Raw genomic sequence first — 21,533 nt, 5'->3', positions numbered from 1 at the left:
AAAGAAACCGGACATCCACAAGGATGCCCGGTTTTTTTACGTCCGTCACCAGGCCGACGCGTCCTCTGGCGGTGAATGCCTTTACGGAATCACTGGCGCTGGAACTGGCTCCCTTCAATATTCGTCTGAGTCTGGTGATGCCTGGCGCATAAAAAAAGCCGGACAGCGTAATGTTGTCCGGCTTTTTGCGTAGAGGCGCTTAGCGTCCCGGATCAACCGGGGCAGCGTTTACCCCGGAAGTTAAGGATTAGCCTTCAAAGGCCGGTGACGGTTCTGCAGCGGGTTCTTCCTTTTTCACCAGCTTGCGCAGGGCAACATAGAACACCGGCGTCAGGAACAGGCCGAACAGCGTGACGCCCAACATCCCGGCAAACACGGTGATGCCGGTAACCGTACGCACTTCGGCACCGGCACCGTGGCCCAGCATCAGCGGGATGGTCCCGGCGATAAAGGCGATTGAGGTCATCACGATCGGGCGAAGACGCAGGCGACAGGCTTCCAGCGCGGCCTGAACGATAGTCCGTCCCTGCATTTCCAGTTCACGGGCAAACTCGACGATCAGGATGGCGTTTTTACAGGCCAGCCCCATCAACACCACTAATCCCACCTGCACGAAGACGTTGTTATCCCCGCCGGTCAGCCAGACGCCAAACAGCGCGGACAGCATGGTCATCGGCACGATCAGGATCACCGCCAGCGGCAGCGTCCAGCTCTCGTAAAGCGCAGCCAGCACCAGGAACGCCAGCAGCACCGCCACCGGGAAAACGATAATCGCCGCATTGCCCTGAGTGGACTGTTGATAGCTCAGGTCGGTCCATTCAATGTTCATACCGTTAGGCAGGATCTGGTCGGCAATATGCTGCACCGCCTGCATCGCTTCGGCAGAAGAGAGCACGCGCGGATCGGCATCGCCAATCAAGTCCGCCGCCGGGAAGCCGTTATAGCGGATCACCGGATCGGGCCCATAGGTGGTGCCGATATGCACCATGCTGCCAATCGGCACCATTTCTCCGTTTGCATTGCGGGTGCGCAGGTTGGCAATATCCTCAATGCTGTCACGGAACTGACCATCGGCCTGCGCATACACTTTCCAGGTACGACCAAAACGGTTGAAGTCGTTAACGTAAGACGACCCCAGATAGGTTTGCAGCGTGCCAAACAGATCGGTCAACGCCACGCCCTGCGCCTTGGCCTTGTCACGGTCAACCTGCGCATCCAGCTGCGGCACGTTGGCCTGATAAGTGGAGATCGGGAAGTGCAGCCCAGGCGTTTGCATAATGGTGCCGGCCATGGCATTGGCAGCCTCCTGCAATGCGCCATAGCCTAATCCCGCGCGATCCTGAATATACAGCGAATAACCGGCACCCTGGCCGAGGCCGAGGATGGGCGGTGGCATGATCGAGAAGGTGAAGCCTTCCTGAATCTGCGACAGCTTGGCGTTGATTTCGGCGTTAATCTCAGACGCGGAGCGCGTGCGTTGATTGAGCGGTTTCAGCGCGAAGAACACCGTGCCGGTATTCGGCGTATTGGTGAACTGCAGCGCGTTAAGGCCAGGGAAGGCTACCGCATCGGCAACTCCTTCCGTGTGCAGCGCAATATCACTCATCTGGCGGATCACTTTATCGGTGCGTTCAAGCGACGATCCTTCCGGCATTTTTACGCCGCCAATCAGGTAGAGCTTGTCCTGAGTCGGAATAAAGCCCGCTGGCACCGCTTTAAACATCACGCCGGCACCAATCAGCAACAGGATGTAGACGCCAAACACCGAGCCACGGCGCTTCAGGATGCGGGACACGCCGCCCTGGTAGCGCGCAGAGTTACGGTTAAAGAAGCGGTTAAACGGACGGAACAGCCAGCCGAACAGCGCATCGATAATCCGGGTAGGGCGATCCTTCTTCGCATCATGCGGTTTCAGCAACAGCGCCGCCAACGCCGGAGAGAGCGTCAGGGAGTTGATGGCTGAGATCACCGTGGAAATAGCGATGGTCACCGCAAACTGCTTGTAAAACTGTCCGGTCACGCCTGACAGGAAGGCCATCGGCACAAACACCGCACAGAGCACCAGCGCAATGGCGATAATCGGACCCGACACTTCGCGCATTGCCTGATGCGCTGCCGCCCGCGGTTCCAGACCTTCTTCGATATTTCGCTCGACGTTCTCCACCACCACGATGGCATCATCGACCACGATCCCTATCGCCAGCACCAGCCCAAACAGGCTGAGGGTGTTAAGCGAGAAGCCCAACAGATACAGGATTGAGAAGGTCCCGACCACCGACACCGGCACCGCCAGCAACGGAATAATCGAGGCGCGCCAGGTCTGCAGGAACAGGATCACCACCAACACTACCAGCAGAATCGCTTCCAGCAAGGTATGCAGCACAGAACTGATTGAATCACGTACAAAAATAGTCGGATCGTAAGGGGCTTTCCACTCGACGCCATCGGGGAAACGGGTCGCCAGCTCGGCCATTTTCGCCCGCACCGCATTCGACAGATCGATGGCGTTCGCGCCCGGTGCCTGGAAAATACCAATCCCTACCGCGTCTTTATTATTCAACTGCGAGCGTAAGGCGTAGCTGCCCGAACCCATTTCAATGCGGGCCACGTCGCGCAGGCGAACAATCTGCCCGTCTTCGCCGCTTTTCAGGATGATATTGCCGAACTCTTCTTCGTTTTGCAGACGTCCCTGCGCATTGATCGACAACAGGAAATCGCTTTTATTGGGCATCGGCTCTGCGCCAAGCTGCCCGGCAGACACCTGCACGTTCTGCTCCTGGATCGCCGACACCACATCGCCTGCGGTCATACCGCGCGCGGCAACCTTGGTCGGATCCAGCCAGATACGCATGGCATATTCACCGGCACCGAAAATCTGCACCTGGCCGACGCCCGGCAGACGCGCCAGCTCATCTTTCACCTTCAGCTGCGCGTAGTTGCGCAGATACAGCGAATCGTAGCGACCGGACGGTGAATCCAGATGGACCACCAGCGTCATGGTCGGCGACTGTTTCTGCGTGGTGACGCCCTGACGGCGCACATCTTCCGGCAGACGCGCTTCGGCCTGCGCCACGCGGTTTTGCACCTGAACCTGTGCCTGATCCGGATCGGTTCCCGGACGGAAGGTGACGGTGGTCACCAGCACGCCATCGGAACCGGCAATCGATTTCATGTACATCATGTTTTCGACGCCGTTAATCGCTTCTTCCAGCGGCGTCGCCACGGTTTCAGCAATCACTTTTGGGTTGGCGCCGGGGTATTCCGCACGCACCTGCACGCTGGGCGGTACCACATCAGGGTATTCACTGATCGGCAGCAGCGGAATGGCAATCAGCCCGGAGACGAAGATCAGAATCGACAGCACGGCCGCGAATATCGGTCGGTCGATGAAAAATCTGGAAAAATCCATAACAGTTCCCGCAGCTTAGATTAAAGGGAGGCTGGCGCCATAGGCACCGTTTTGGCATTTACCGCCATCCCAGGCATAAATACTTTCTGCACACCGTCGACAATCACCCGATCGCCGGACGTCAGGCCGCGCTGCACAATGCGCAGGCCATCAGCCATCTGGCCAGGCTGGATATCGCGACGTTGGGCTTTATTCTGCGCATCAATCACCCAGACAAACTTACGGTCCTGATCGGTCAGCACCGCTTTGTCATTGACTAACAGGGCAGGGAAGTCGGCGCGGCCCGGCAGCTGCACGCGGGCGAACAGCCCTGGCGTATACAGACGCTGATCGTTATCCAGCAGCGCGCGCATGCGGATGGTGCCGGTGCTGGCAGTCAGTTGGTTATCGGTAAAGTCGACTTTGCCGGTATGCGGATAGCCCTCTTCACCGACCAGGCCGATTTTCACCGGCAGCGCGTGATGCGCCGCAGCGGCACTTTCGCCTTCACGGCTGATGCGCTGATAACGCAGGAAGGTGGCTTCATCGACGTCGAAATAGACATACACGGTGTTGAGCGACACCAGCGTGGTCAGCACGCTGCTGCTGTCGCCGGCGGTCACCAGGTTACCGGAGGTGATCATCGCGCGGCTGGCGCGGCCATCAATCGGCGCGGTAACTTTGGTAAAATCGAGATTCAGGCGTGCCATATCCACTGCGGCCTGCGCCGCCAGCACGTTCGCCTGCGCCTGCGTTGAGGCTGAACGCCGTTGTTCCCACACCTCACGTGAAATTGCCTGGGTGCCAATCAGCTTCTCGGTCCTGCCGGATTCGCTGCGGGCCAGCTGCGCCTGAGTGATGGCACTGGCGAGATCGGCCTGGGCGCGTTCCAGTTCAGCGCGATAGGTACGGTCATCAATGGTAAACAGCACGTCGCCTTTTTTTACTTCCTGGCCTTCGGTGTAGTTCACTTTATCGATATACCCGGTCACGCGCGGGCGCAGCTGGACGCTCTGCACCGCTTCAATGCGGCCATTGAAGTTATCCCACTGGCTGACGGTTTGTTGCTGAACCTCAGCGACACTGACCTGCGGGGCAGGCGGTGCGCTCTGTTCAGCCCCTTTGGAGTCGCAGCCCGCCAGCCACATTGCTGAGAGAAGCGACAGCGCACTGAGGCGCAGGTGCGATGAGGTGAAAGATTTCATGGTTATTAATCCCTTGCAGATGCTGACGACGTGAAAAAAGGAGCACGGCATAATGCATAAAATGTACTTATGATAAATACACTAAACGCAGGGATTGTAGAGAGAGGGTAAATTAAGTGCAAGTGTTATTGTTGCTTTTAGCATTTTCTTGTCAATACCCGTATCAAAATGTAAACGGCAAGAAAACAGGGGACAAGAGTGAGGCGATTAAGAGGAGAGTGCCAGCGAATCGCATTTAATGCAACAATTAAACTTGCATTAAGCGGTCGGCTGCTTTAACTTGGAGATATGCATTCATTAAAGTTACCTTTTACCCTTCTGCGGGGGAGAGGTCAAGCCAGGCTAAAACAAAAAGCATTAAAAGGGGAAGCGCAATGAGCCATGATGATTTTATTACCGATCTCGTAAAGTGGATCGACACCCACATCGAAGGGAAAATGGATCTGGATACCGTTGCCGATCGGGCCGGGTATTCGAAATGGCACCTGCAACGGATGTTCAAGCAGCACACCGGCTACGCACTGGGCGAATATATCCGCGCACGACGTCTGAAAAAATCTGCTGAGCGCCTGGCAACGGGTGGTGAGCCGATTCTGGATGTGGCGATTTCATTTGGATTTGATTCCCAGCAGTCGTTCAACCGCAGCTTCAAACGTCAGTTTGGCCAGTCTCCGGGCGCATGGCGTCGCCAGGTTCAGGTCAGCGCCTGTTCATAAACTGCGCATCTCTTCAATAGCGGGCGTCTCTGCCCGCTGTGATTTCTGCCATTTGCCCCGTCCACACCTCAGACTCGTCTTGTTTATTCCGCCCGATAGCCGCAACGCATTGTATACTGTCTGAATCACGCTGATTTTTATTATTATTCAGACAGGAATTGTCATTGATGTGGAAACAGAACAAACAGGGTTGGTGCGAGGCGGCCAGTTATCTACTGATTTTCGCCGCGCTCTTTATGATTTTCCCGTTACGCCTGCTGCCCTGTTTTCTGGCCGGATTTATCGTTTACGAAACCATCCTGGCCCTGACGCCGTGGGTGGAGCGGTTGGTCAAAGGGCCGATTGCCCGCTGGATCATCATCTTCTTCCTCACCGTGATCATTGTGTTGGGGCTGGTGGTTGGTGTCAGCAAGCTGATCGGCTTCTTATTGAATGATTTCCAGAACCCGGCAGCGTTCCATGCGGCGGCCAGCAAACTGCTGGAAGACGCCCAGCGCACGCTTTCTCCGGTGGTCTCCCGCTATTTACCGGCCGATATTGATGAGCTGCAACATCAGGTGGTCACCTGGCTGCGCGAGCATCTGGTGGTGGTCCAGACCTTTGGTCGTACAGCGGCCCATACCTTTGCCACCATGCTGATTGGCATGTTGCTGGGGGCCATCATCTCCCTGCGCATCAGCAATGTGGATACGCAGGATGCACCGCTGCGCCATGCGCTGCTCGAGCGCCTGACCGTACTGGCGGACTCGTTCCACAATGTGGTTTTCGCGCAGATTAAGGTCTCGCTGGTGAATACGGTGCTGACCTGTGGCTTCTTGTTCGGCGTGCTGCCGCTGTTTGACCTGCACTTCCCGTTTGGCAAAACGGTGGTGGTGCTAACCTTTGTCGCCGGATTGCTGCCGATTATCGGCAACCTGATCTCCAATACGGTGATTGTGCTGATTGGCCTGTCGATTTCCCTTGAAGCGGCGGTGATCTCGCTGGTGTTCCTGATGCTGGTGCATAAGCTGGAATACTTTATCAACGCGCGAATTTTTGGTTCGCGGATCAATGCTAAAACCTGGGAAATCCTGCTGGCGATGCTGGTGTTTGAATCCGCCTTTGGTCTGGCCGGGGTGGTCGCGGCTCCGGTCTATTACGCCTACCTGAAAAGCGAGCTGCGCATTGCCCGTCTGATTTAATCCTTGTTGCGGGCCTGATATCAGGCCCGCTTCACCCGATAGCATCCCCCCAGCTTAAAGTTCCTGCGCTCCGCAGTCGATAACCCTTTATGAAGGATCAGACAATAGCGTCTGCTTCATCTATTACCCAGGGTTGTCTATGAAATTGTCCAATTTTAAAATCGGTCTCCGGCTTGGCCTGCTGGCGGCGATTCTGCTATGCGCGACGTTGTTTATCGGCTTAAGAGGGCTGATGGTCAACGAGGATGCGCTTAAGCAAAGCAGCCAAATCATGCAGCAGGAAATGCAGATCGAACAGGTCATTGATACCGCGAGAAATGCGCAGGTTCAGTTCAAAATCCAGGTGCAGGAGTGGAAAAATACGCTGTTGCGCGGCGCAGATGACCCGAAGAGCTTCGACAAATATCAGGCCGCCTTTGTGGCGCAGAGCAGGTTGACGCAGGATCTGCTGGCCAGACTGATCGTCACAATGCCGGCAATGGGCATGAATAACCGGGAAGTGGTGGAGACCAAACGGCTGCATGCGGATCTGGAGAAACGTTATCTGACGGCGCTTGAGCAGTATCACGTCGGCGACGCCAGCAGCGCGCAGCGCGTTGACCATCTGGTCACCGGGATCGACCGTCAGCCGACCAAAATGATTGATGAGGTCGTCAGCCAGGTGCTGGCGCATACCCTCAATCTGCATACGAAGATTGAAGCGTCGAACCAGGCCGCCTATCAACACACGCGGCTGCTGCTGTTCGTGTCGATGCTAATGGCCTTAATCACCGGCATCACCATTACTTTCTGGTTAGTGCGTAGCATCACTCGTCCGCTGGCGCAGGCGGTTAAAATTGCTCAGACGGTAGCCGCGGGCGATCTGCAAACTCAGATTCTGGTGAAAGGCCGCGATGAGACCGCCTTATTGATGGCGGCTCTGAAAGAGATGAACGGCAACCTGACGCGCATTGTGTCTGATGTGCGTGAAGGCACCGAAACGATTGCCACCGCCTCGGCGCAGATTGCCCACGGCAGCCAGGACCTCTCCTCACGTAATGAAGCGCAGGCCAGTGCGCTGGAAGAGACGGCGGCATCGATGGAAGAGTTAACCTCGGTAGTGAAGAAAAACGCCGACAACGCCCGTCATGCCAGCGATATTGCGCTGACCGCCACCACCGCCGCGCAGCAAGGCGGCAGCGTAGTGGAGGAGGTGGTGCAGACCATGGGTGAAATCCACCATTTCTCACATCAAATTAGCAACATCATTAGCGTGATTGATGGTATTGCCTTCCAGACCAACATTCTGGCGCTTAACGCCGCCGTAGAAGCGGCACGCGCGGGCGCAGAAGGGCGCGGATTTGCGGTAGTGGCGGCAGAAGTGCGGGCGCTTTCTCAGCGTTCCGCATCAGCCGCACGGGATATAAAAACCCTGATCGACAGTTCAGTGGGCCGGATCACTGCCGGCAATGCGCTGGTGGCACGCGCTGGCGAAGCGATGGGTAACATCGTCGATAACGTGCAACGCGTCAGCTCACTGGTGGCAGAAATCTCGCTGGCCAGCGGTGAGCAAAGCGTCGGTATCGATCAGGTTAACCTGGCTGTCACCCAGATGGACTCTGCCACGCAACAGAATGCCTCGTTGTCACAACAGTCGACCGTGGCTGCGCAGTCGTTGCAATCGCAGGCTGAAAGTCTGCTGGAAAGCGTCAGCGTGTTCAAACTGGCGCCGACAGTGTGAGCCCCGGCCGGGGTCGCCCGGCCTTTTTCCCACCGTCGCCACTATCAAGGCTTTACGTCACATCACATCGATCTTATGGTAGGGAAAACGACTGACAGTTGAGCCCGCCATGCCCGCGCTTTTGCACACTCTGCTGCACCAAATCCTGCTTTCCATGCCGTTGTTTATCCTGATTGCCTTAGGCTGGATGCTGGTTCGCTGGCGAAAATGGCCCGACAGCATTACCGAAGCGCTAAATCGCGTGGTGTTTAAAATTGCGCTTCCGGCGATGTTATTCCGGCTGATGAGCGATTTCGGTCAAAGCCCGCCGGTCGATGCCCGCTTGCTGATCGCTTTTTTCGGCAGCTGCCTGATCGTTTTTGTTCTCGGCAGAGTGATAGCAAGCCGGCTGTTTAAGCTGGATGGCATTTCCGGGTCGGTATTTGCGCTGGGCGGCATCTTCTCCAATAACGTGATGCTGGGCTTGCCGATTGCCACGGTGATGCTGGGCGAAAGGGCGATCCCGTCGGTGGCGCTGGTGCTGGTGTTTAATGGCCTGATTTTATGGACGCTGGCCACGGTGTCCGTCGAGTGGGTCAAACACGGCGCGCTTAATCTGAAAGGGTTTGGTAAAACGGCGGTCAGCGTGCTGAAAAATCCGCTGATTATCGCCATTCTTTCCGGCACCTTGTTCAGCCTGACCGGCATCCCGCTGCCGCAGATGATTGATAAACCGGTGAGCATGCTGGGCACCATCGCCGTGCCGCTGGCGCTGGTGGCGTTAGGGATGAGTCTGGCCGCCTACAAAGTGAAGGACGGCCTGAAAGAGAGTTATGCGATTTGCCTGCTGAAGCTGATTGTTCAGCCGCTGGTGATTTGGGGCCTGGCGGTGATGCTGGGCCTGCCGCCGCTGGAAAGCAAAGTGGTGGTGCTGTTAGGCTCGATGTCGGTTGGCATCAATGTCTATTTAATGTCACAACAATTCAATGCCTTAACCGGACCGGCCGCCACCAGCATGCTGCTGTCGACGGTTTTCTCCGCGGTGACCACGCCGCTGCTGCTCATGCTAATGGACCTCGCCTGACGAGGAAGTGTGAGCCAGCTGGCGGAACTGACGCGAGACGCTTGCGGCAAGTACGTTTATTTCACTATCTTCTCTTATCGGTAATTTTGTTTCGTTTATAAGCACGGCGAAACGGACCGATCCTGACCTCCGGAGAAGAATAATGAAAACCTACAAAGCCCTGCTGCTCGTCGCCTCACTGAGCTGTTCCACCAGCGTGCTGGCGGAAACCATCGGCGTTTCAATGGCCTATTTCGACCAGAACTTCCTGACCATCATCCGCCAGTCGATTGATAAAGAGGCCAAAGCCCGTGGCATCACCGTGCAGTTTGAAGATGCGCGCGGCGATGTCGGCCGGCAGACCGATCAGGTGCAAAGTTTCATCAGCGCCGGCGTTGATGCCATCATCGTTGATCCGGTCAATTCGGCCGGCACCCCGGCGATGACCAAACTGGTGACCGCCGCCAACATTCCGCTGGTTTACGTAAACCGCACGCCTGGCGATATCAAACTGCCGAGCGGCGTGGTGTTTGTCGGCTCTGATGAGAAACAGTCCGGCACCCTGCAGATGGAAGCGCTGGCGCGTCTGGCAAACTATCAGGGCAATGTGGGCATCATGATTGGTAACCTGACCGATGCGGGCGCCATTCAACGCACCAAAGACGTGGAGCAGGTGGTCGCCAAGTACCCGAAAATGCGCGTGGTACAGAAGCAGACCGCCAACTATTCCCGCAATGAGGGGATGGATCTGATGCTCAACTGGATGACCAACGGTGAAGAGATCGACATCGTGGCCGCCAACAATGATGAAATGGCGATTGGCGCGATCATGGGCTTACAACAGGCCGGCAAGAAAGACAGCAAAATCCTGATTGGCGGCATTGATGCCACGCCGGATGGGCTGAAAGCCATGTCCTCGGGCAAAATGCAGGTGACCGTTTTCCAGGATGCGATTGGCCAGGGCAAAGCGGCGGTGGATGTGGCGCAGAAGATGATTAAAGGCGAAAAGCTCGACCCGTATTATTGGATCCCGTTTGAGCTGGTTACCCCGGCCACGTTACAAAAATACGTTGATAAGGAATAGACGCTAAATCTGCCGTCGCGGTAAACTCCGGCGATGAATAAAAAACTGATTATTGCGGCGATCCTCGCCATTGTGGCCACCGCCGCCGGCTTACGCCACCCGTCCAAACCGCCTGCCGATCGTCAGCAGGCGGCGCACGCCGCCTCCGCGACCAACAGCAGCGATATCAGCACGCTCACGCAACAACAACGCGTGGCCGACTATCTGCACCAGCATCAGCGCCTTCCTGCATTTTACTTAACCAAAGGTGAAGCCAGAAAAAAGGGCTGGGAACCGTCGCGGGGCAATCTTTGCCAGAGCCTGCCAGGCCGGGCAATCGGCGGCGATCGCTTCTCCAACCGGGAAAAAGTGCTGCCGGAAAAGCAGGGGCGACGTTGGTTTGAAGCGGACGTGAATTATGACTGCGGCCGCCGGGGAAGCGACCGCTTGCTGTACTCCAGTGACGGGTTGATTTACGTGACTAAGGACCATTACCGCAACGTTGAGCAGGTGTACTGAGATGAACACGGTTAGCTTCGACTTTGAGCATATCGCCGACGTAGCAGAATTTTACCGTCAGTTCTGCCACAAGTTCGCCATTGAGATGGCCTTTGGCAACAATCTGGATGCGCTATGGGATGCGCTAACCGGCATGATTGACCTGCCGGCGCGCGTGACGCTACGTCATCTGACCACGCATGCCGATCCTCAGCAGTTTGACGGCGTGATAGCCGTGCTGCGGGAAGCGGAAGCGGCTTCCGGGGGAAAATTCAGCCTGCGCATTTGCTAACGCTATTGATGGAAGCGCAGGGCGACATCAAAGCCCTGCTGCGGCAAGACCACAATCGCGTCATTCGCCTCGCTAAACTGCAGACCGCCCTGATGCAGTGCCGCTCTGACCTTCGCCAGATCCTCAGTCTGAAAACTTAACGCCGCCATGCGTGCCGAGCCATCATAGTTATCCGGCAGCGCATGGAAGCGCGACCTGACGTAATCTTCGGTCGCAAAGCGCACGCTGGTCACGCCGGCGGTCAGCAAAAATGCGCCTTCCTGACAGGCTCTCAGGCTGTTGGTGCCAAACAGGCGGCTGTACAGCGAGGCAACCGAGGCCGGATCGCGGGCGACAATCACAAACTCGCTGATGTTTTTCACGCCGTTCGGGTGCCGTTGCCACGCGGGCTGCCACACCGCTTCCGGGGTTAAATGCTGACAGAAAAAGCTGCGGCCATCGGCGATCAGCGACGGACGCACCCGGACGGTGCGGAACTTCGCTTCGGTCACCGTGCCGTCCGGCAGGGTCACCGGACGGTGGAAAGAGGCGGGCTCATCGCCGTCTAAATCCTGACGTAACAGATGCTTATAATCCTGATCGGCATCTTCCGTTTTCCACACCAGGCCACTGAGGCCCGGAGACGCCTGCCAGAGATCGGCGCGGCTGCTCTTTTTACCTTTCTCATAGCCGAGCAGCTCAAGGTAATTTTCGCCAAAAATTGCCAGATGATTACTGGAGCCGAGGGAGTGATGACCCCGCTCGGTCAGCTGAAAACCCAACCTGCGGTACAGCGCGCTGGCAGCATCTAACTGGTCGGCGACGTTAATCACCACATGATCAAGAACCGCCTTAGGGGTAGGGACAGGCATAATGGTGCTCCTTTTTTTATTATTTAGCCGCCACCCGCGCTAAGGCGCGAGGAACCAGCTGGGTAAAATAGCGGACGGAGGAATCAATGATCGCTTCGTCAGGATCAAAGCCTGGATGATGCAGGCCAAACTCACTGGCGCTGCCGATGCTGACAAACACCCCCGGCACATGGTGCAGATAGAAGGCAAAGTCCTCGCCGCCCATCTGTGGCGTCGCGGCGGCTTCGGCCTTAAAGCCGGCCTCGCTGGCCAGATCGAGCGCAAACTCCGCCCATTCCGGCGTATTCACCAGCGCCGGCGGACCTTCAATCCACTCCAGTTCGGCTTTGGCGCCAAAGCCGCCGGCAATGCCGTTAATCAACGCCGTCATCTTTTCAGGTATTGCCGCGCGGATAGCCGCATTGTGCGTGCGCACCGTGCCTTCCAGCTCGACGCTTTGTGGCAGCACGTTCCAGGTGTTGCCAGCGGTGAAGCGCGTTACGCTGACCACCACCGACTCCAGCGAGCTGAACGTCCGGCTCGGCAAGGTTTGCAGTGCGGTGACGATCTGGCTGGCAATCACGATTGAATCAATGCCTTCATGTGGCCGTGCGGCGTGCGCGCCTTTGCCCTCAAGGCGGATCACAAAGCGGTCGACGTTGGCATAAAACGGACCGGCGCGGGTTTTAAAGCTGTTCAGCGGCAGATCGGGCGCGTTATGCATACCAAAAATTGCCTGAACGCCGTCCAGCACGCCAGCATCGATCAGCTGTTGCGCACCGTTAAAGGTCTCTTCAGCCGGCTGAAACAGGATGCGCACCCGCCCCGTCAGTTCGGCTTCCTGCTGCTTAAGCTGATGCGCCACGCCGAGCATCACCGAGGTATGGATATCATGGCCGCAGGCGTGCATCACGCCGGCATGGGTCGACGTCCAGGGATGGTTCACCGCTTCATCAATCGGCAGCGCATCAATATCGGCCCGGAGGGCAATCAGCGGTTCGCCCTGGCCGATTTCAGCCACCACGCCGGTTTTCAAATCGTACGGCAGCAGGCGGATATTGCCTTGCTTCAGCCAAGCGGTAATCCGTTCCGTGGTGGCGAATTCCTGATTCGACAGCTCCGGATATTGATGCAACTCTCGGCGCCATTGCACCAGTTGGCTGGAGGGTAACGAAGTCATACGGCTCCTTATACGTCTGAAGGGATAAAGGGTTCGCCCAGCGTTAGCATCAGGCGGTTGGCCCAGGCGAAAAAGGCGCTGGACTGGATCACATCCAGCAGCGCCAGGGTATCCAGACCCTGCTGCTGCAACGCGACAATCTGTCCCAGCGTGGCCTGTTGCGGCGTCACGGACAGGGCAGCGGAGAAATCGATAATGGCCGCCCAGCGTGCGGACTGGCCTTCGGACAGCTTGCCGCCGGGGGCGACGCCAATCAGTTTTTCGACCGAATCGAAATCTTTCGACAGCTGGCTGGCTTTGCGGGCGTGTACCGAGGCGCAGAAGATGCAGCCGTTAACCTTACTGACCACCGCAGCCGCCAGTTCGCGGTCGGCGCGTGGCAGGCCGCCGGAGGTGAAGAAAATGCCTTTATCCGTCAGGGTGCGCTGTTCCAGCACCGGTAAATTCCGCGCCAGCAGGCGGAAATAATCGGAGTCGGTATGACCAAACTTCGCCAGAACCTGTTTCTCTTCTTCCGTGAATTCCGTCAGCGGTTTGGCGGCCAGCCAGGGTTCCCAGCCGAGGTCCTGCTGGGTGAAGGCGGTCAGCGCCGTTTTGCCACTGGCGGTGGTGGCCGCCTGATGCCAGACACCTGCCACCACCGCCAGTGCGGTGGCGGTTGAGGCGTGGCCCTGCAACAGCCGTAAACCGGCCAGCAGGCGACTTTGGAAGTTAATAAAGGCCACCAGCTGTGACAGTGTCACTATGCCGCGCGCGGTCCATCCCGCGTCCTGCAAGGCCTGCAAATGTGCCGGGGTGGCGCTGACCGGTTCGGAGGTCAGACGATGCGCCCAGGCTAACGCCAGCGCATGGCGTGTGCTGGTGTCCAGTTCGCCAGCCTGCTGCTGGTAATGCGTTTGCAGCGCGGGCTGCGCATTCCATTCCGCTACCTTAGCCGCCAGGGCGAAACGTTCAGCCAGCGGGAAATCGGCATCCTGCTGGCTGAAGATCACCTCATAGCTGCCTTGCGCATGGCGGGTGGCGGCTTCCCGGGTGTGGCGGGCCTGCGCAAGCTCAGAATCCGGCGCGATATCTGCCAGCGAAGCCAGTAAATCCGTTGCAGTGGTCATCATCATCTCCGGTTAGGGTTTCAGGGTTCTTAGCCGTGGCGCAATGTGCTCAGCAATCAGTTCAACAGAGCGCAGCGTGTCGGCGTGTGGCGGTTCAACTGAATGAACCTGGAAAGAAATATCGGTGACGCGGGGCAGCACGCTGTCCTGCAACAGCGACGCGGTGACCCGTTCCACGTTGCCGACATGGGCGTCAACCTGGCGTAAGTAGTCGTCAAAACTGTCGCCGCGCAGCGGCTGACCGGACGCAACAAACTGCGTGACCTGGGCACGAATACCCGGCTCTGCCAGCTTGCGGGCGTAATGATCGGAGTCGGCAACAAAGGCGGTACGGGACGCGAGGATCCTCGGCTCAACGCCAGCCGGAAGGGCGTCGAGATAGGCATCGATCATCGGGTTTTGCAGCGCATCCAGCGGCAGATTTGGCTGGTCAGCCGGGCGAGGCTGGGTGCGTGACAGCATCAGTCCATGCCCACTTTTCGCCGCGCGTACTGCGCCTTCTACCGAGAAGGTGGCAATCCACACGCGCTCTGCCAGCTGCGGCGCCGGCGGATACAGATGATTATCGGGATGGCTGAGCGAGTCGCCACGCCAGGCACTGAGCAGCGTGTGCAGATGTTCTCCAAACACCGCACCGCGTTGTTCGAAGGTCAAGCCAAACGGCAGGAACGAGGTTGGCGTGCCGCCGGAACCCAGTCCAATCTCCAGCCGACCTTCGGCCAGCAGATCCAGCACTGCGGCATCTTCCGCCACGCGCAGGGCATTTTCCATCGGCAGGGTGATAATCGCCGTGCCCAGACGGATCCGCTGGGTATGCGCCGCAACATGCGCCAGAAACAGCAGCGGCGAGGGCAAGCCGCCTTCATTTTCATGGAAATGGTGCTGGGCTATCCAGGCGCTGTCGAAACCCAGCCGCTCAGCGTGCTGGATCTGCTCGGTGGCCAGCCGGTAGCGCGCGCTGGCCGGGACCTTATCCAGCAGGCGGGTGAAAAAGCCGAGTCGTTTAGCGGTCATGAAAACTCCTTAACCGGCGGGGAATAAACAGGGATCGCGGCCAGCAGCTCGCGGGTGTAAGCGTGTTGCGGTGCGTTAAAAATAGTGACAACGTCACCCGATTCCACCACTTCACCGGCCTTTAGCACGGTCAGGGTGTCGGCAATCTGCTGCACGGTAGCCAAATCATGGGTAATAAACAGGTAGGTCAGGCCCTGTTCTGCCTGCAGCTGTTGCAGCAGGGCGAGGATCTGCGCCTGCACGGTGACGTCGAGCGCCGAGGTGGCTTCATCCAGCACCAGAATCGACGGTTGCAGGATCAGCGCCCGGGCCAGCGCCACACGCTGACGTTGGCCGCCGGACAGTTCCCGCGCGCTGCGCGACAGGATATCGAGCGGCAGCGCTACCTTCTGCGTTACCGCTTCCACCCGCTGGCGGCGTTCGTCGCGGCTAAGCCGGTCAAAATTCAGCAGCGGTTCTTCAATAATGCGAAACAGCGTTTGCCGCGGATCGAGCGACGCGAACGGGTTTTGGTAAACAAACTGGATGCGGCGTCGCAGCTGGCGCAATGATTCGCCCTGCAGGCCGTTGACCACGATACCGTCGAGGGTAATACGGCCAGCGTCCGACGACTCAAACCCCAGCAGGATCCTCGCCAGCGTGGTTTTGCCCGAACCCGACTCGCCGACGATGGCGTGGGTGGTGCCACGGGCCACGGCAAAACTGACCTCGTTCAGCGCCTGTAACCGTTGGCTTTTCCCCAATGCAAATCCCTTACTGATGCGCGAAGCCTGAATCGCCGGTGTCGTGAACGAACGCGGGCTGGAGGGGTCAGGTTGGCGCGGACGCGGCAGGGCATCGGCAAGCAACTGGCGGGTATAAGCCTGTTTTGGCGCACCGATGACCTGCGAGGTCGCGCCCTGTTCCTGAATCTCACCATTGCGGAACACAATAATGCGGTCGGCACGCTCGGCGGCCAGCGCCAGGTCATGGGTGACAAACAGCACGGCGGTGCCGGACTCACGGCGTAAATGATCCAGCAGGTCGAGAATGCGCTTCTGTACGGTGACATCCAGCGCGCTGGTCGGCTCGTCGGCAATAATAATGTCCGGCTTCAGCGCCAGGGCGATGGCAATCAGCACGCGTTGTTTCATGCCGCCTGACAGCTGATGAGGATACTGGCTGACGCGCTGCTCTGGATGGCTGAGCCCGACGCGGGTCAGCAGCTCGATCGCCTGCTGTTTGCGTCCGGCGCGGTCAGAGACGCGATGCAGACGTAAAATCTCCTCAACCTGATCGCCAATGGTTTTCACCGGATTGAGCGAGTTGCCCGGATCCTGCGGCACCAGGCTGATACGCGCGCCACGAACGCTGTCCAGCCGACGGGATGACCACTGGCTGATATCTTCGCCGTTCAACAGGATGCGACCCCCGTCGCGCCGGCCATTTTCCGCCAGCAGGCCAATAATCGCCTGCGCGGTGGTGGTTTTACCGGAGCCGGATTCGCCGACCATCGCCACCATTTCCCCTTTGTTCAGCTGAAAACTGACCTGATGCACCACCTCTTTCCAGGCTGCGCCAGTGCGATAGCTCAGGCTCAGTTGCTCAACGTTGAGCAGTAACTCGGGTTGCGAACTCATTTCCGGCCTCCTGAAAGCTGCTGGCTGATGCGGTTAGCCGCCAGCACCACGCACACCACCACCAGGCCCGGGAAGGTGGTCAGCCACCAGGCGGTGGCCAGATAGTTGCGGCCTTCGGCGATCAGCAATCCCCATTCCGGGGCCGGCGGCGGGGTGCCGTAGCCGAGGAAACTCAGGGTAGAAAGGGCGAGGATCGCCTGACCAAACTGTAGCGCACCGTAGGCGATCACCGGGGCCAGCGCGTTAGGTAAAATATGGCGCCACAGCACTGACAGAAAGCGTCCGCCGCTGCCAAACGCCGCCTCGACGTAATCACTGTGGCGAATGCGCACCACTTCACCGCGCGCCAGGCGGGCAAAGCTGGCGATGGAGGCAATCCCCACCGCCGTTGCCGCGTTGAGGGTGCCAAAGCCCAACAGGATCAGCACGCTTAACGACAGCAGCAGCGAGGGAATCGACAGCAGCACGTCAACCGCTCGCATCGCTACCGACTCGGTTTTCCCGCCTACCGCACCGGCCAGCACGCCCAGCGCGGTGCCAAAAATCCCGCCCATGGCCACCGCCAGCAGCGCGGCAGACAACGAGTGCGACGCGCCATAGACAATGCGGGCGAAAACGTCACGACCCAGCTGATCGGTTCCCAGCCAGTGTCCGGCCTGCGGGGCCAGACGCTGCGCGCCGGCAATCCCTTCGACCGCGCTGTAAGGCGTCAGTAAAGCCGGAAACAGCGCGGCGATGGCTGCCAGCAGCATCACTAACCATGCCAGCCACAGACCGGGCTGAACGTTCCAGGCCTGACGGATTGGCGTGGGCTTTTGCCGCGCGGTGGCAAAATCAACAAGGCTCATACGGCACCTCTGGTCACGGTTTGCAGACGGGGATCCAACAGCGGCATTAACAGATCGACCAGCATATTAATCAGCACAAAGCCCAGCGCCGAAATCATCACCACCGCCTGTAATACCGCGACATCCTGATTATTCACCGCCTGTTGCGTTAACTGGCCGAGGCCACCTAAACCAAACACCGTTTCGGTGATCAGCGCACCGGCAATCAGCTCGCCCAGCAGCAGTCCGGCCACGGTCAGCACCGGCAGCATGGCGTTACGCAACACGTGCCGCCATAACACCCAGCTTTCGCTGGCGCCTTTGGCGCGAACCACCGCCACAAACGGCCGGGTTGCCACCTCGTCGATGCTGCGTAACAGGATCTGCGCCAGCGGGGCGGAAATCGGGATTGCCACGGTGATCACCGGCAGAATCAGTCCCTGTAACGGGGAAGGGTTGATCACCGGTATCCAGCGCAACTGGAAAGAGAACAGCTGAATTAATGCAATGCCCAGCCAGAAGGTCGGGATGGAAATAAACAGTACCGGTACCGATTGCAGCAGGTTTCGCAAGCCCCGCAGCGCCGGAATGCGCGACAACGCGGCCAGCACAAATGCCAGCACCACCGCCAGCACAAAACCGCAGCCGGCCAGGCGCAGCGTCTCTGGCAGATTACTCTGCACCTGTTCGCTGACCGGCACGCCGGCCTGCACCGAATAGCCAAAATCGCCTTGCAGCATCGCGCCAAGGGTATGCAGATACTGTTGCCACAACGGACTGTCTGCGCCATAGGCCTGCCGCATCTCGGCGATCTGTTGCGGGCTCAGCCCCATATCCGGGTTCTGAAACTTAATCAGGATCGCATCGCCGGGCAGCACCTGCAGCAGCACAAAGGAGAGCGTAAACGCGGCCCACAGCACCAGCACCCCATGCCCAACCCGATACAGCAGATAATGGCGCATTCAGATCTCCTTAATGCTTTTCAAGCCAGGCGCTATACAGCGCAGGACGGCCGACCGCTTCGAACTTCACACCCTTAAGCCATGGTGCGCCGGCAAACACCTGCGGCTCTTCGAAAATCGGGATCACGTAAGCCTGCTCCAGCAGGTAGCGTTGCACATCGCCGGTCAGCTGCAGACGTTTGGCAGGGTCGATCTCGGCAGAAATATTCACCAGCAGCTGATTCAGCTTGTCATCCCGGAAGCTTTTCACCTTGTCACTCGAACCGCCTTTTTGCAGCAGCGCGTCGCGGTTGGCCGGATAGAAGCTACTTTTGATCACGTCCGGATCGGCACGGCCCACTTCGGTGACGTTCAACGGCGTTTTCAGCGGGTCAAGGCTGTCCAGCGTTTTGCTGCCCGCATCACCCGCCTTCACTTTTAGCTCCACGCCGACCTGACGCCACTGCTGCGCGATCAGCTGCAGTACCTCTTTGTTCTGTGGCTGCGGCAGGGACTCGTAAACGGTCAGCGATAGCGGCTTGCCGTCTTTCTCACGGATGCCGTTGGCGCCCGGTTTCCAGCCCGCTTCATCCAGCAAGCTTTTGGCTTTCGCCTGATCGAAGGTCAGCTTGTCGGCAAGGTTGATGTAGCCCGCGGCGGTGGTGGCAATCACCGACGTGGCCTGCGGATAGTTAGGGGAGAACAGCGTTTCCACCACTTGCTTCGAGTTGGTGGCAGTCAGCAGGGCCTGACGCACGCGCAGATCGCTGACCAGCGGGTTATCAGGACGGAAGCTCAGGCTGTCGTTGACGCCACGGGTGGGTGCGGCATAAATCGGGAAGTGTTGATCTTTAGCCTGCTTCTCGTCGTAGGCCTGCACCTGGCGGATGAAATCTGCCTGACCGGCCAGCAACGCGCCGATGCGCACGCTATCCTCAGGCGTCACGATAATCTTGATGCCGTCGAGGTTGGCCGGGCCTTGCTGGGAGATGTTCGCCGGTCCCCACTGGTAATCCTTACGGGCGACCAGATCGACCTCACGACCCAGCTTCTCATCGCTGACCACAAACGGGCCGGAGCCGATGATATGGCGGGCATCGCCCAGCTGATCGAAGCTGCGCGCCAGGGTGCTGAGTGACACCAGTCCCGAACCGATGGTGGCGGTGCCCTGCAGGAAGCCTGGGGACGATTTTTTGAAATAGAACTTCACGGTCAGCGGATCGACCACTTCGCTATGATCATAATTGTTGATCACTTCTGAAACCGGCAGGCGCAGGGCTTTATTGCCCAACCCGTAGGTGTCGAAGTTTTTGGCGACCGCATTGGCATCCAGCGGCGTGCCGTCGGAGAAGGTCACGCCGGGATGGAGTTTAAAGGTGTATTCGGTTTTATCGGCGTTAGTGGTCCAGCTCTGGGCAATCCAGGGTTCAACCTTGAGGGTTTCCGGATTTTGCCAGGTCAACTTGTCGGTAATCTGATTCAGGATGCCGCCGTTAGGGTAAAAACCGCCCGCCGGGGGATACAGGTTGGTGTGCGCCTGCTGCTCCAGATAAATCAGCGTGCCGCCTTTAACCGGCGAATCCGCCGCAACGGCGTTTCCGCCAAACAGGGCAAGGGCAATGCTTAAAGCCAGCGGACGAGCCAGCGCCTCAGGGCGAAAAGTGGTCGGCATAGATGATCCTTTAACGTCAATATTTTCAGGGAAGTGACGTTAAATATCAGGCTTTAGCAGGAGTGGGGTGAACCAAGGAAATCATCTAAGGTTAATCGGCAGGCGAATATAGGCGGGTTCGGCGGTACGGCCGTCTTAATATGGGCAGAAGCTGTCTGGACGCTGCTTCAGCCTGGATATTCAGGGTGATACCGACAGTCCGCGCTGCGGCTCTTCGGGCTCTGAGGCATATTCAGTGATCAGCGTCGCGCAGTCCAACATCGCAAAGTATTGCTTCACATTTATCGTGTTCGTTTGCGTAAAGGGTATCGACCAGCCCGAATCTGATTTTTGGATGTCACCATCAAGGAAGGCGATATTAGCCCTATGAGCGGCAGACCAGGCTTCACCCCCAGACGACCAGCCGTTATGGTTTTTCAGCCGGGAGCGTAATACTTCAACTTTCGCCTGCTCTGGCGTGAACGTCTGGCATTTCGCCAGATTCTCCTCGCTATGAAGATAGTGCCCGGTGCGCAGGTAGATAAAAGCAATCAATGCCGCCAGCGGCACGGTAATTATCATGGCAATCACCAACATCCCTATTTTTATTTTCCTGTTCAAAGCATGATCCTCTATTATTGGTGTTTAAAATTATCAAATTGATTTATATCAATAAAATTTCAGGTTTCATTTTATTCATACAGAGACAGGACGCGATAATTATGATCCTTATCATGAAAAGGAGTTCGTAAAATGGCTATACCAGTCTATTTATGGTTAAAAGATGATGGTGGTAACCCCGTCAGAGGTTCTGTAAACATACGGCATCGAGAAGGAAGCATTGAGATAACCGCGCTGGCTCACAGCATATCACTCCCAACGGATGACCTGTCCGGCAACATAAACGCAACACGCAGACATGCCCCCTTTATCCTTACCAAAGCACTGGACTCTTCCAGTCCCAATCTTTATCGATTCGTTAGTTCAGGGAAAGTCTTAAAATCAGCCGAGCTTAAATTCTATCGCCTCAATTACGCCGGACAGGAAGAAGAATATTTCAACGTGTATCTTGAAAATGCCCGTATTACCTGTGTCGTTCCTTTAATGGAGGATACACAAGACCCCGATTATGAATACCACGATCACCTTGAGGTGCTCGAAATGTCTTATGAGAAAATTACCTGGAAATATCTGGACGGTAATATTATTCATTCTGATTCATGGAAAGAACGCAATGCAGCATAAGGAGCATGATTG

Annotated in this window: 20 protein-coding genes; 9 read left to right on the top strand and 11 right to left on the bottom strand. The window is 57.6% G+C overall.

From position 1 onward, the window contains the following. Positions 1–23: 23 nt before the first annotated feature. A complete protein-coding gene (locus AC1UKS_RS11735; protein ID WP_482433700.1) occupies positions 24–152 on the top strand; it encodes a hypothetical protein in 129 nt (42 codons plus the stop codon). Between the two features lie 95 nt (positions 153–247). Here AC1UKS_RS11735 and AC1UKS_RS11730 read toward each other — a convergent pair whose 3' ends face one another. Together AC1UKS_RS11730 and AC1UKS_RS11725 are read right to left on the bottom strand one after the other, a co-directional pair. Then, entirely contained in the window at positions 248–3,409 is a 3,162-nt protein-coding gene (locus tag AC1UKS_RS11730; RefSeq protein WP_482433698.1) for an efflux RND transporter permease subunit, read from the bottom strand. 20 nt (positions 3,410–3,429) lie between these two features. Then, positions 3,430–4,536: an efflux RND transporter periplasmic adaptor subunit gene (locus AC1UKS_RS11725; RefSeq protein WP_482436946.1), complete on the bottom strand. Its 1,107-nt coding sequence runs from the start codon at positions 4,534–4,536 to the stop codon at positions 3,430–3,432. Between the two features lie 431 nt (positions 4,537–4,967). Here AC1UKS_RS11725 and AC1UKS_RS11720 point away from each other — a divergent pair, with 431 nt between their 5' ends. The 7 genes from AC1UKS_RS11720 to AC1UKS_RS11690 all read left to right on the top strand — a co-directional run bounded on the left by AC1UKS_RS11720 (position 4,968) and on the right by AC1UKS_RS11690 (position 11,105). Beyond that, a complete protein-coding gene (locus AC1UKS_RS11720) occupies positions 4,968–5,309 on the top strand; it encodes a helix-turn-helix domain-containing protein (RefSeq protein ID WP_013202069.1) in 342 nt (113 codons plus the stop codon). A gap of 167 nt (positions 5,310–5,476) precedes the next feature. Next, positions 5,477–6,490 (top strand): AI-2E family transporter, encoded by a 1,014-nt coding sequence (locus AC1UKS_RS11715; RefSeq protein ID WP_013202070.1) that lies wholly within the window; start codon positions 5,477–5,479, stop codon positions 6,488–6,490. Between the two features lie 139 nt (positions 6,491–6,629). After that, positions 6,630–8,210 (top strand): methyl-accepting chemotaxis protein, encoded by a 1,581-nt coding sequence (locus AC1UKS_RS11710; RefSeq protein ID WP_482433695.1) that lies wholly within the window; start codon positions 6,630–6,632, stop codon positions 8,208–8,210. A gap of 109 nt (positions 8,211–8,319) precedes the next feature. Further along, positions 8,320–9,273, top strand: a complete 954-nt coding sequence (locus AC1UKS_RS11705; RefSeq protein WP_482433693.1) for an AEC family transporter — start codon at positions 8,320–8,322, stop codon at positions 9,271–9,273. 142 nt (positions 9,274–9,415) lie between these two features. Continuing rightward, positions 9,416–10,336: a sugar ABC transporter substrate-binding protein gene (locus AC1UKS_RS11700; RefSeq protein ID WP_482433692.1), complete on the top strand. Its 921-nt coding sequence runs from the start codon at positions 9,416–9,418 to the stop codon at positions 10,334–10,336. 33 nt (positions 10,337–10,369) lie between these two features. After that, positions 10,370–10,834 (top strand): ribonuclease domain-containing protein, encoded by a 465-nt coding sequence (locus AC1UKS_RS11695; protein WP_482433690.1) that lies wholly within the window; start codon positions 10,370–10,372, stop codon positions 10,832–10,834. Position 10,835: 1 nt separating this feature from the next. After that, positions 10,836–11,105, top strand: coding sequence for a barstar family protein (locus AC1UKS_RS11690; protein WP_482433689.1), 270 nt, complete (start codon positions 10,836–10,838; stop codon positions 11,103–11,105). Between the two features lie 2 nt (positions 11,106–11,107). Here the strand turns inward: AC1UKS_RS11690 and AC1UKS_RS11685 are convergent, their stop codons facing one another. The 9 genes from AC1UKS_RS11685 to AC1UKS_RS11645 form a co-directional block, all read right to left on the bottom strand. Next, positions 11,108–11,956 (bottom strand): VOC family protein, encoded by an 849-nt coding sequence (locus tag AC1UKS_RS11685; RefSeq protein WP_482433688.1) that lies wholly within the window; start codon positions 11,954–11,956, stop codon positions 11,108–11,110. Positions 11,957–11,975: 19 nt separating this feature from the next. Continuing rightward, positions 11,976–13,115, bottom strand: coding sequence for an amidohydrolase (locus AC1UKS_RS11680; protein WP_482433686.1), 1,140 nt, complete (start codon positions 13,113–13,115; stop codon positions 11,976–11,978). An 8-nt stretch (positions 13,116–13,123) separates the two neighbouring features. Beyond that, positions 13,124–14,224, bottom strand: coding sequence for an alkylhydroperoxidase domain protein (locus AC1UKS_RS11675; RefSeq protein ID WP_482433685.1), 1,101 nt, complete (start codon positions 14,222–14,224; stop codon positions 13,124–13,126). Between the two features lie 12 nt (positions 14,225–14,236). Continuing rightward, the gene (locus AC1UKS_RS11670) at positions 14,237–15,238 is read right to left on the bottom strand and encodes a putative FMN-dependent luciferase-like monooxygenase (protein WP_482433683.1); all 1,002 of its coding nucleotides are present in this window, start codon (positions 15,236–15,238) and stop codon (positions 14,237–14,239) included. Further along, positions 15,235–16,857: a dipeptide ABC transporter ATP-binding protein gene (locus AC1UKS_RS11665; RefSeq protein ID WP_482433682.1), complete on the bottom strand. Its 1,623-nt coding sequence runs from the start codon at positions 16,855–16,857 to the stop codon at positions 15,235–15,237. The genes AC1UKS_RS11670 and AC1UKS_RS11665 overlap by 4 nt, the downstream gene beginning before the upstream one ends. Further along, a complete protein-coding gene (locus tag AC1UKS_RS11660) occupies positions 16,854–17,705 on the bottom strand; it encodes an ABC transporter permease (protein WP_482433681.1) in 852 nt (283 codons plus the stop codon). The genes AC1UKS_RS11665 and AC1UKS_RS11660 overlap by 4 nt, the downstream gene beginning before the upstream one ends. Continuing rightward, positions 17,702–18,646, bottom strand: coding sequence for an ABC transporter permease (locus AC1UKS_RS11655; RefSeq protein ID WP_482433680.1), 945 nt, complete (start codon positions 18,644–18,646; stop codon positions 17,702–17,704). The genes AC1UKS_RS11660 and AC1UKS_RS11655 overlap by 4 nt, the downstream gene beginning before the upstream one ends. A 10-nt stretch (positions 18,647–18,656) precedes the next feature. Next, on the bottom strand, positions 18,657–20,297 hold the full coding sequence (locus tag AC1UKS_RS11650; protein WP_482433679.1) for a TIGR04028 family ABC transporter substrate-binding protein: 1,641 nt from the start codon (positions 20,295–20,297) through the stop codon (positions 18,657–18,659). Between the two features lie 180 nt (positions 20,298–20,477). Next, entirely contained in the window at positions 20,478–20,897 is a 420-nt protein-coding gene (locus tag AC1UKS_RS11645) for a hypothetical protein (protein ID WP_482433677.1), read from the bottom strand. Between the two features lie 132 nt (positions 20,898–21,029). Between AC1UKS_RS11645 and tssD the strand changes: the two genes are divergently transcribed. After that, entirely contained in the window at positions 21,030–21,521 is a 492-nt protein-coding gene (tssD, locus tag AC1UKS_RS11640; protein WP_482433675.1) for a type VI secretion system tube protein TssD, read from the top strand. Positions 21,522–21,533: the final 12 nt, after the last annotated feature.

It is taken from the genome of Erwinia sp. AK-PDG3-5 (genome assembly GCF_056821705.1).
Note: the sequence above shows the minus strand (reverse complement) of the source record. Positions and strands in the feature narration are given on the sequence as shown.

Excerpts from the sequence above, each read along its gene's own strand:
- AC1UKS_RS11735 (WP_482433700.1), top strand. The coding sequence starts at position 24 with ATGCCCGGTTTTTTTACGTCCGTCACCAGGCCGACGCGTCCTCTGGCG.
- AC1UKS_RS11675 (WP_482433685.1), bottom strand. The coding sequence starts at position 14,224 with ATGACCACTGCAACGGATTTACTGGCTTCGCTGGCAGATATCGCGCCG.
- AC1UKS_RS11720 (WP_013202069.1), top strand. The coding sequence starts at position 4,968 with ATGAGCCATGATGATTTTATTACCGATCTCGTAAAGTGGATCGACACC.
- AC1UKS_RS11660 (WP_482433681.1), bottom strand. The coding sequence starts at position 17,705 with ATGAGCCTTGTTGATTTTGCCACCGCGCGGCAAAAGCCCACGCCAATC.
- AC1UKS_RS11665 (WP_482433682.1), bottom strand. The coding sequence starts at position 16,857 with ATGAGTTCGCAACCCGAGTTACTGCTCAACGTTGAGCAACTGAGCCTG.
- AC1UKS_RS11695 (WP_482433690.1), top strand. The coding sequence starts at position 10,370 with ATGAATAAAAAACTGATTATTGCGGCGATCCTCGCCATTGTGGCCACC.
- AC1UKS_RS11730 (WP_482433698.1), bottom strand. The coding sequence starts at position 3,409 with ATGGATTTTTCCAGATTTTTCATCGACCGACCGATATTCGCGGCCGTG.
- tssD (WP_482433675.1), top strand. The coding sequence starts at position 21,030 with ATGGCTATACCAGTCTATTTATGGTTAAAAGATGATGGTGGTAACCCC.
- AC1UKS_RS11650 (WP_482433679.1), bottom strand. The coding sequence starts at position 20,297 with ATGCCGACCACTTTTCGCCCTGAGGCGCTGGCTCGTCCGCTGGCTTTA.
- AC1UKS_RS11690 (WP_482433689.1), top strand. The coding sequence starts at position 10,836 with ATGAACACGGTTAGCTTCGACTTTGAGCATATCGCCGACGTAGCAGAA.
- AC1UKS_RS11725 (WP_482436946.1), bottom strand. The coding sequence starts at position 4,536 with ATGTGGCTGGCGGGCTGCGACTCCAAAGGGGCTGAACAGAGCGCACCG.
- AC1UKS_RS11705 (WP_482433693.1), top strand. The coding sequence starts at position 8,320 with ATGCCCGCGCTTTTGCACACTCTGCTGCACCAAATCCTGCTTTCCATG.
- AC1UKS_RS11655 (WP_482433680.1), bottom strand. The coding sequence starts at position 18,646 with ATGCGCCATTATCTGCTGTATCGGGTTGGGCATGGGGTGCTGGTGCTG.
- AC1UKS_RS11680 (WP_482433686.1), bottom strand. The coding sequence starts at position 13,115 with ATGACTTCGTTACCCTCCAGCCAACTGGTGCAATGGCGCCGAGAGTTG.
- AC1UKS_RS11700 (WP_482433692.1), top strand. The coding sequence starts at position 9,416 with ATGAAAACCTACAAAGCCCTGCTGCTCGTCGCCTCACTGAGCTGTTCC.
- AC1UKS_RS11670 (WP_482433683.1), bottom strand. The coding sequence starts at position 15,238 with ATGACCGCTAAACGACTCGGCTTTTTCACCCGCCTGCTGGATAAGGTC.
- AC1UKS_RS11715 (WP_013202070.1), top strand. The coding sequence starts at position 5,477 with ATGTGGAAACAGAACAAACAGGGTTGGTGCGAGGCGGCCAGTTATCTA.
- AC1UKS_RS11710 (WP_482433695.1), top strand. The coding sequence starts at position 6,630 with ATGAAATTGTCCAATTTTAAAATCGGTCTCCGGCTTGGCCTGCTGGCG.
- AC1UKS_RS11685 (WP_482433688.1), bottom strand. The coding sequence starts at position 11,956 with ATGCCTGTCCCTACCCCTAAGGCGGTTCTTGATCATGTGGTGATTAAC.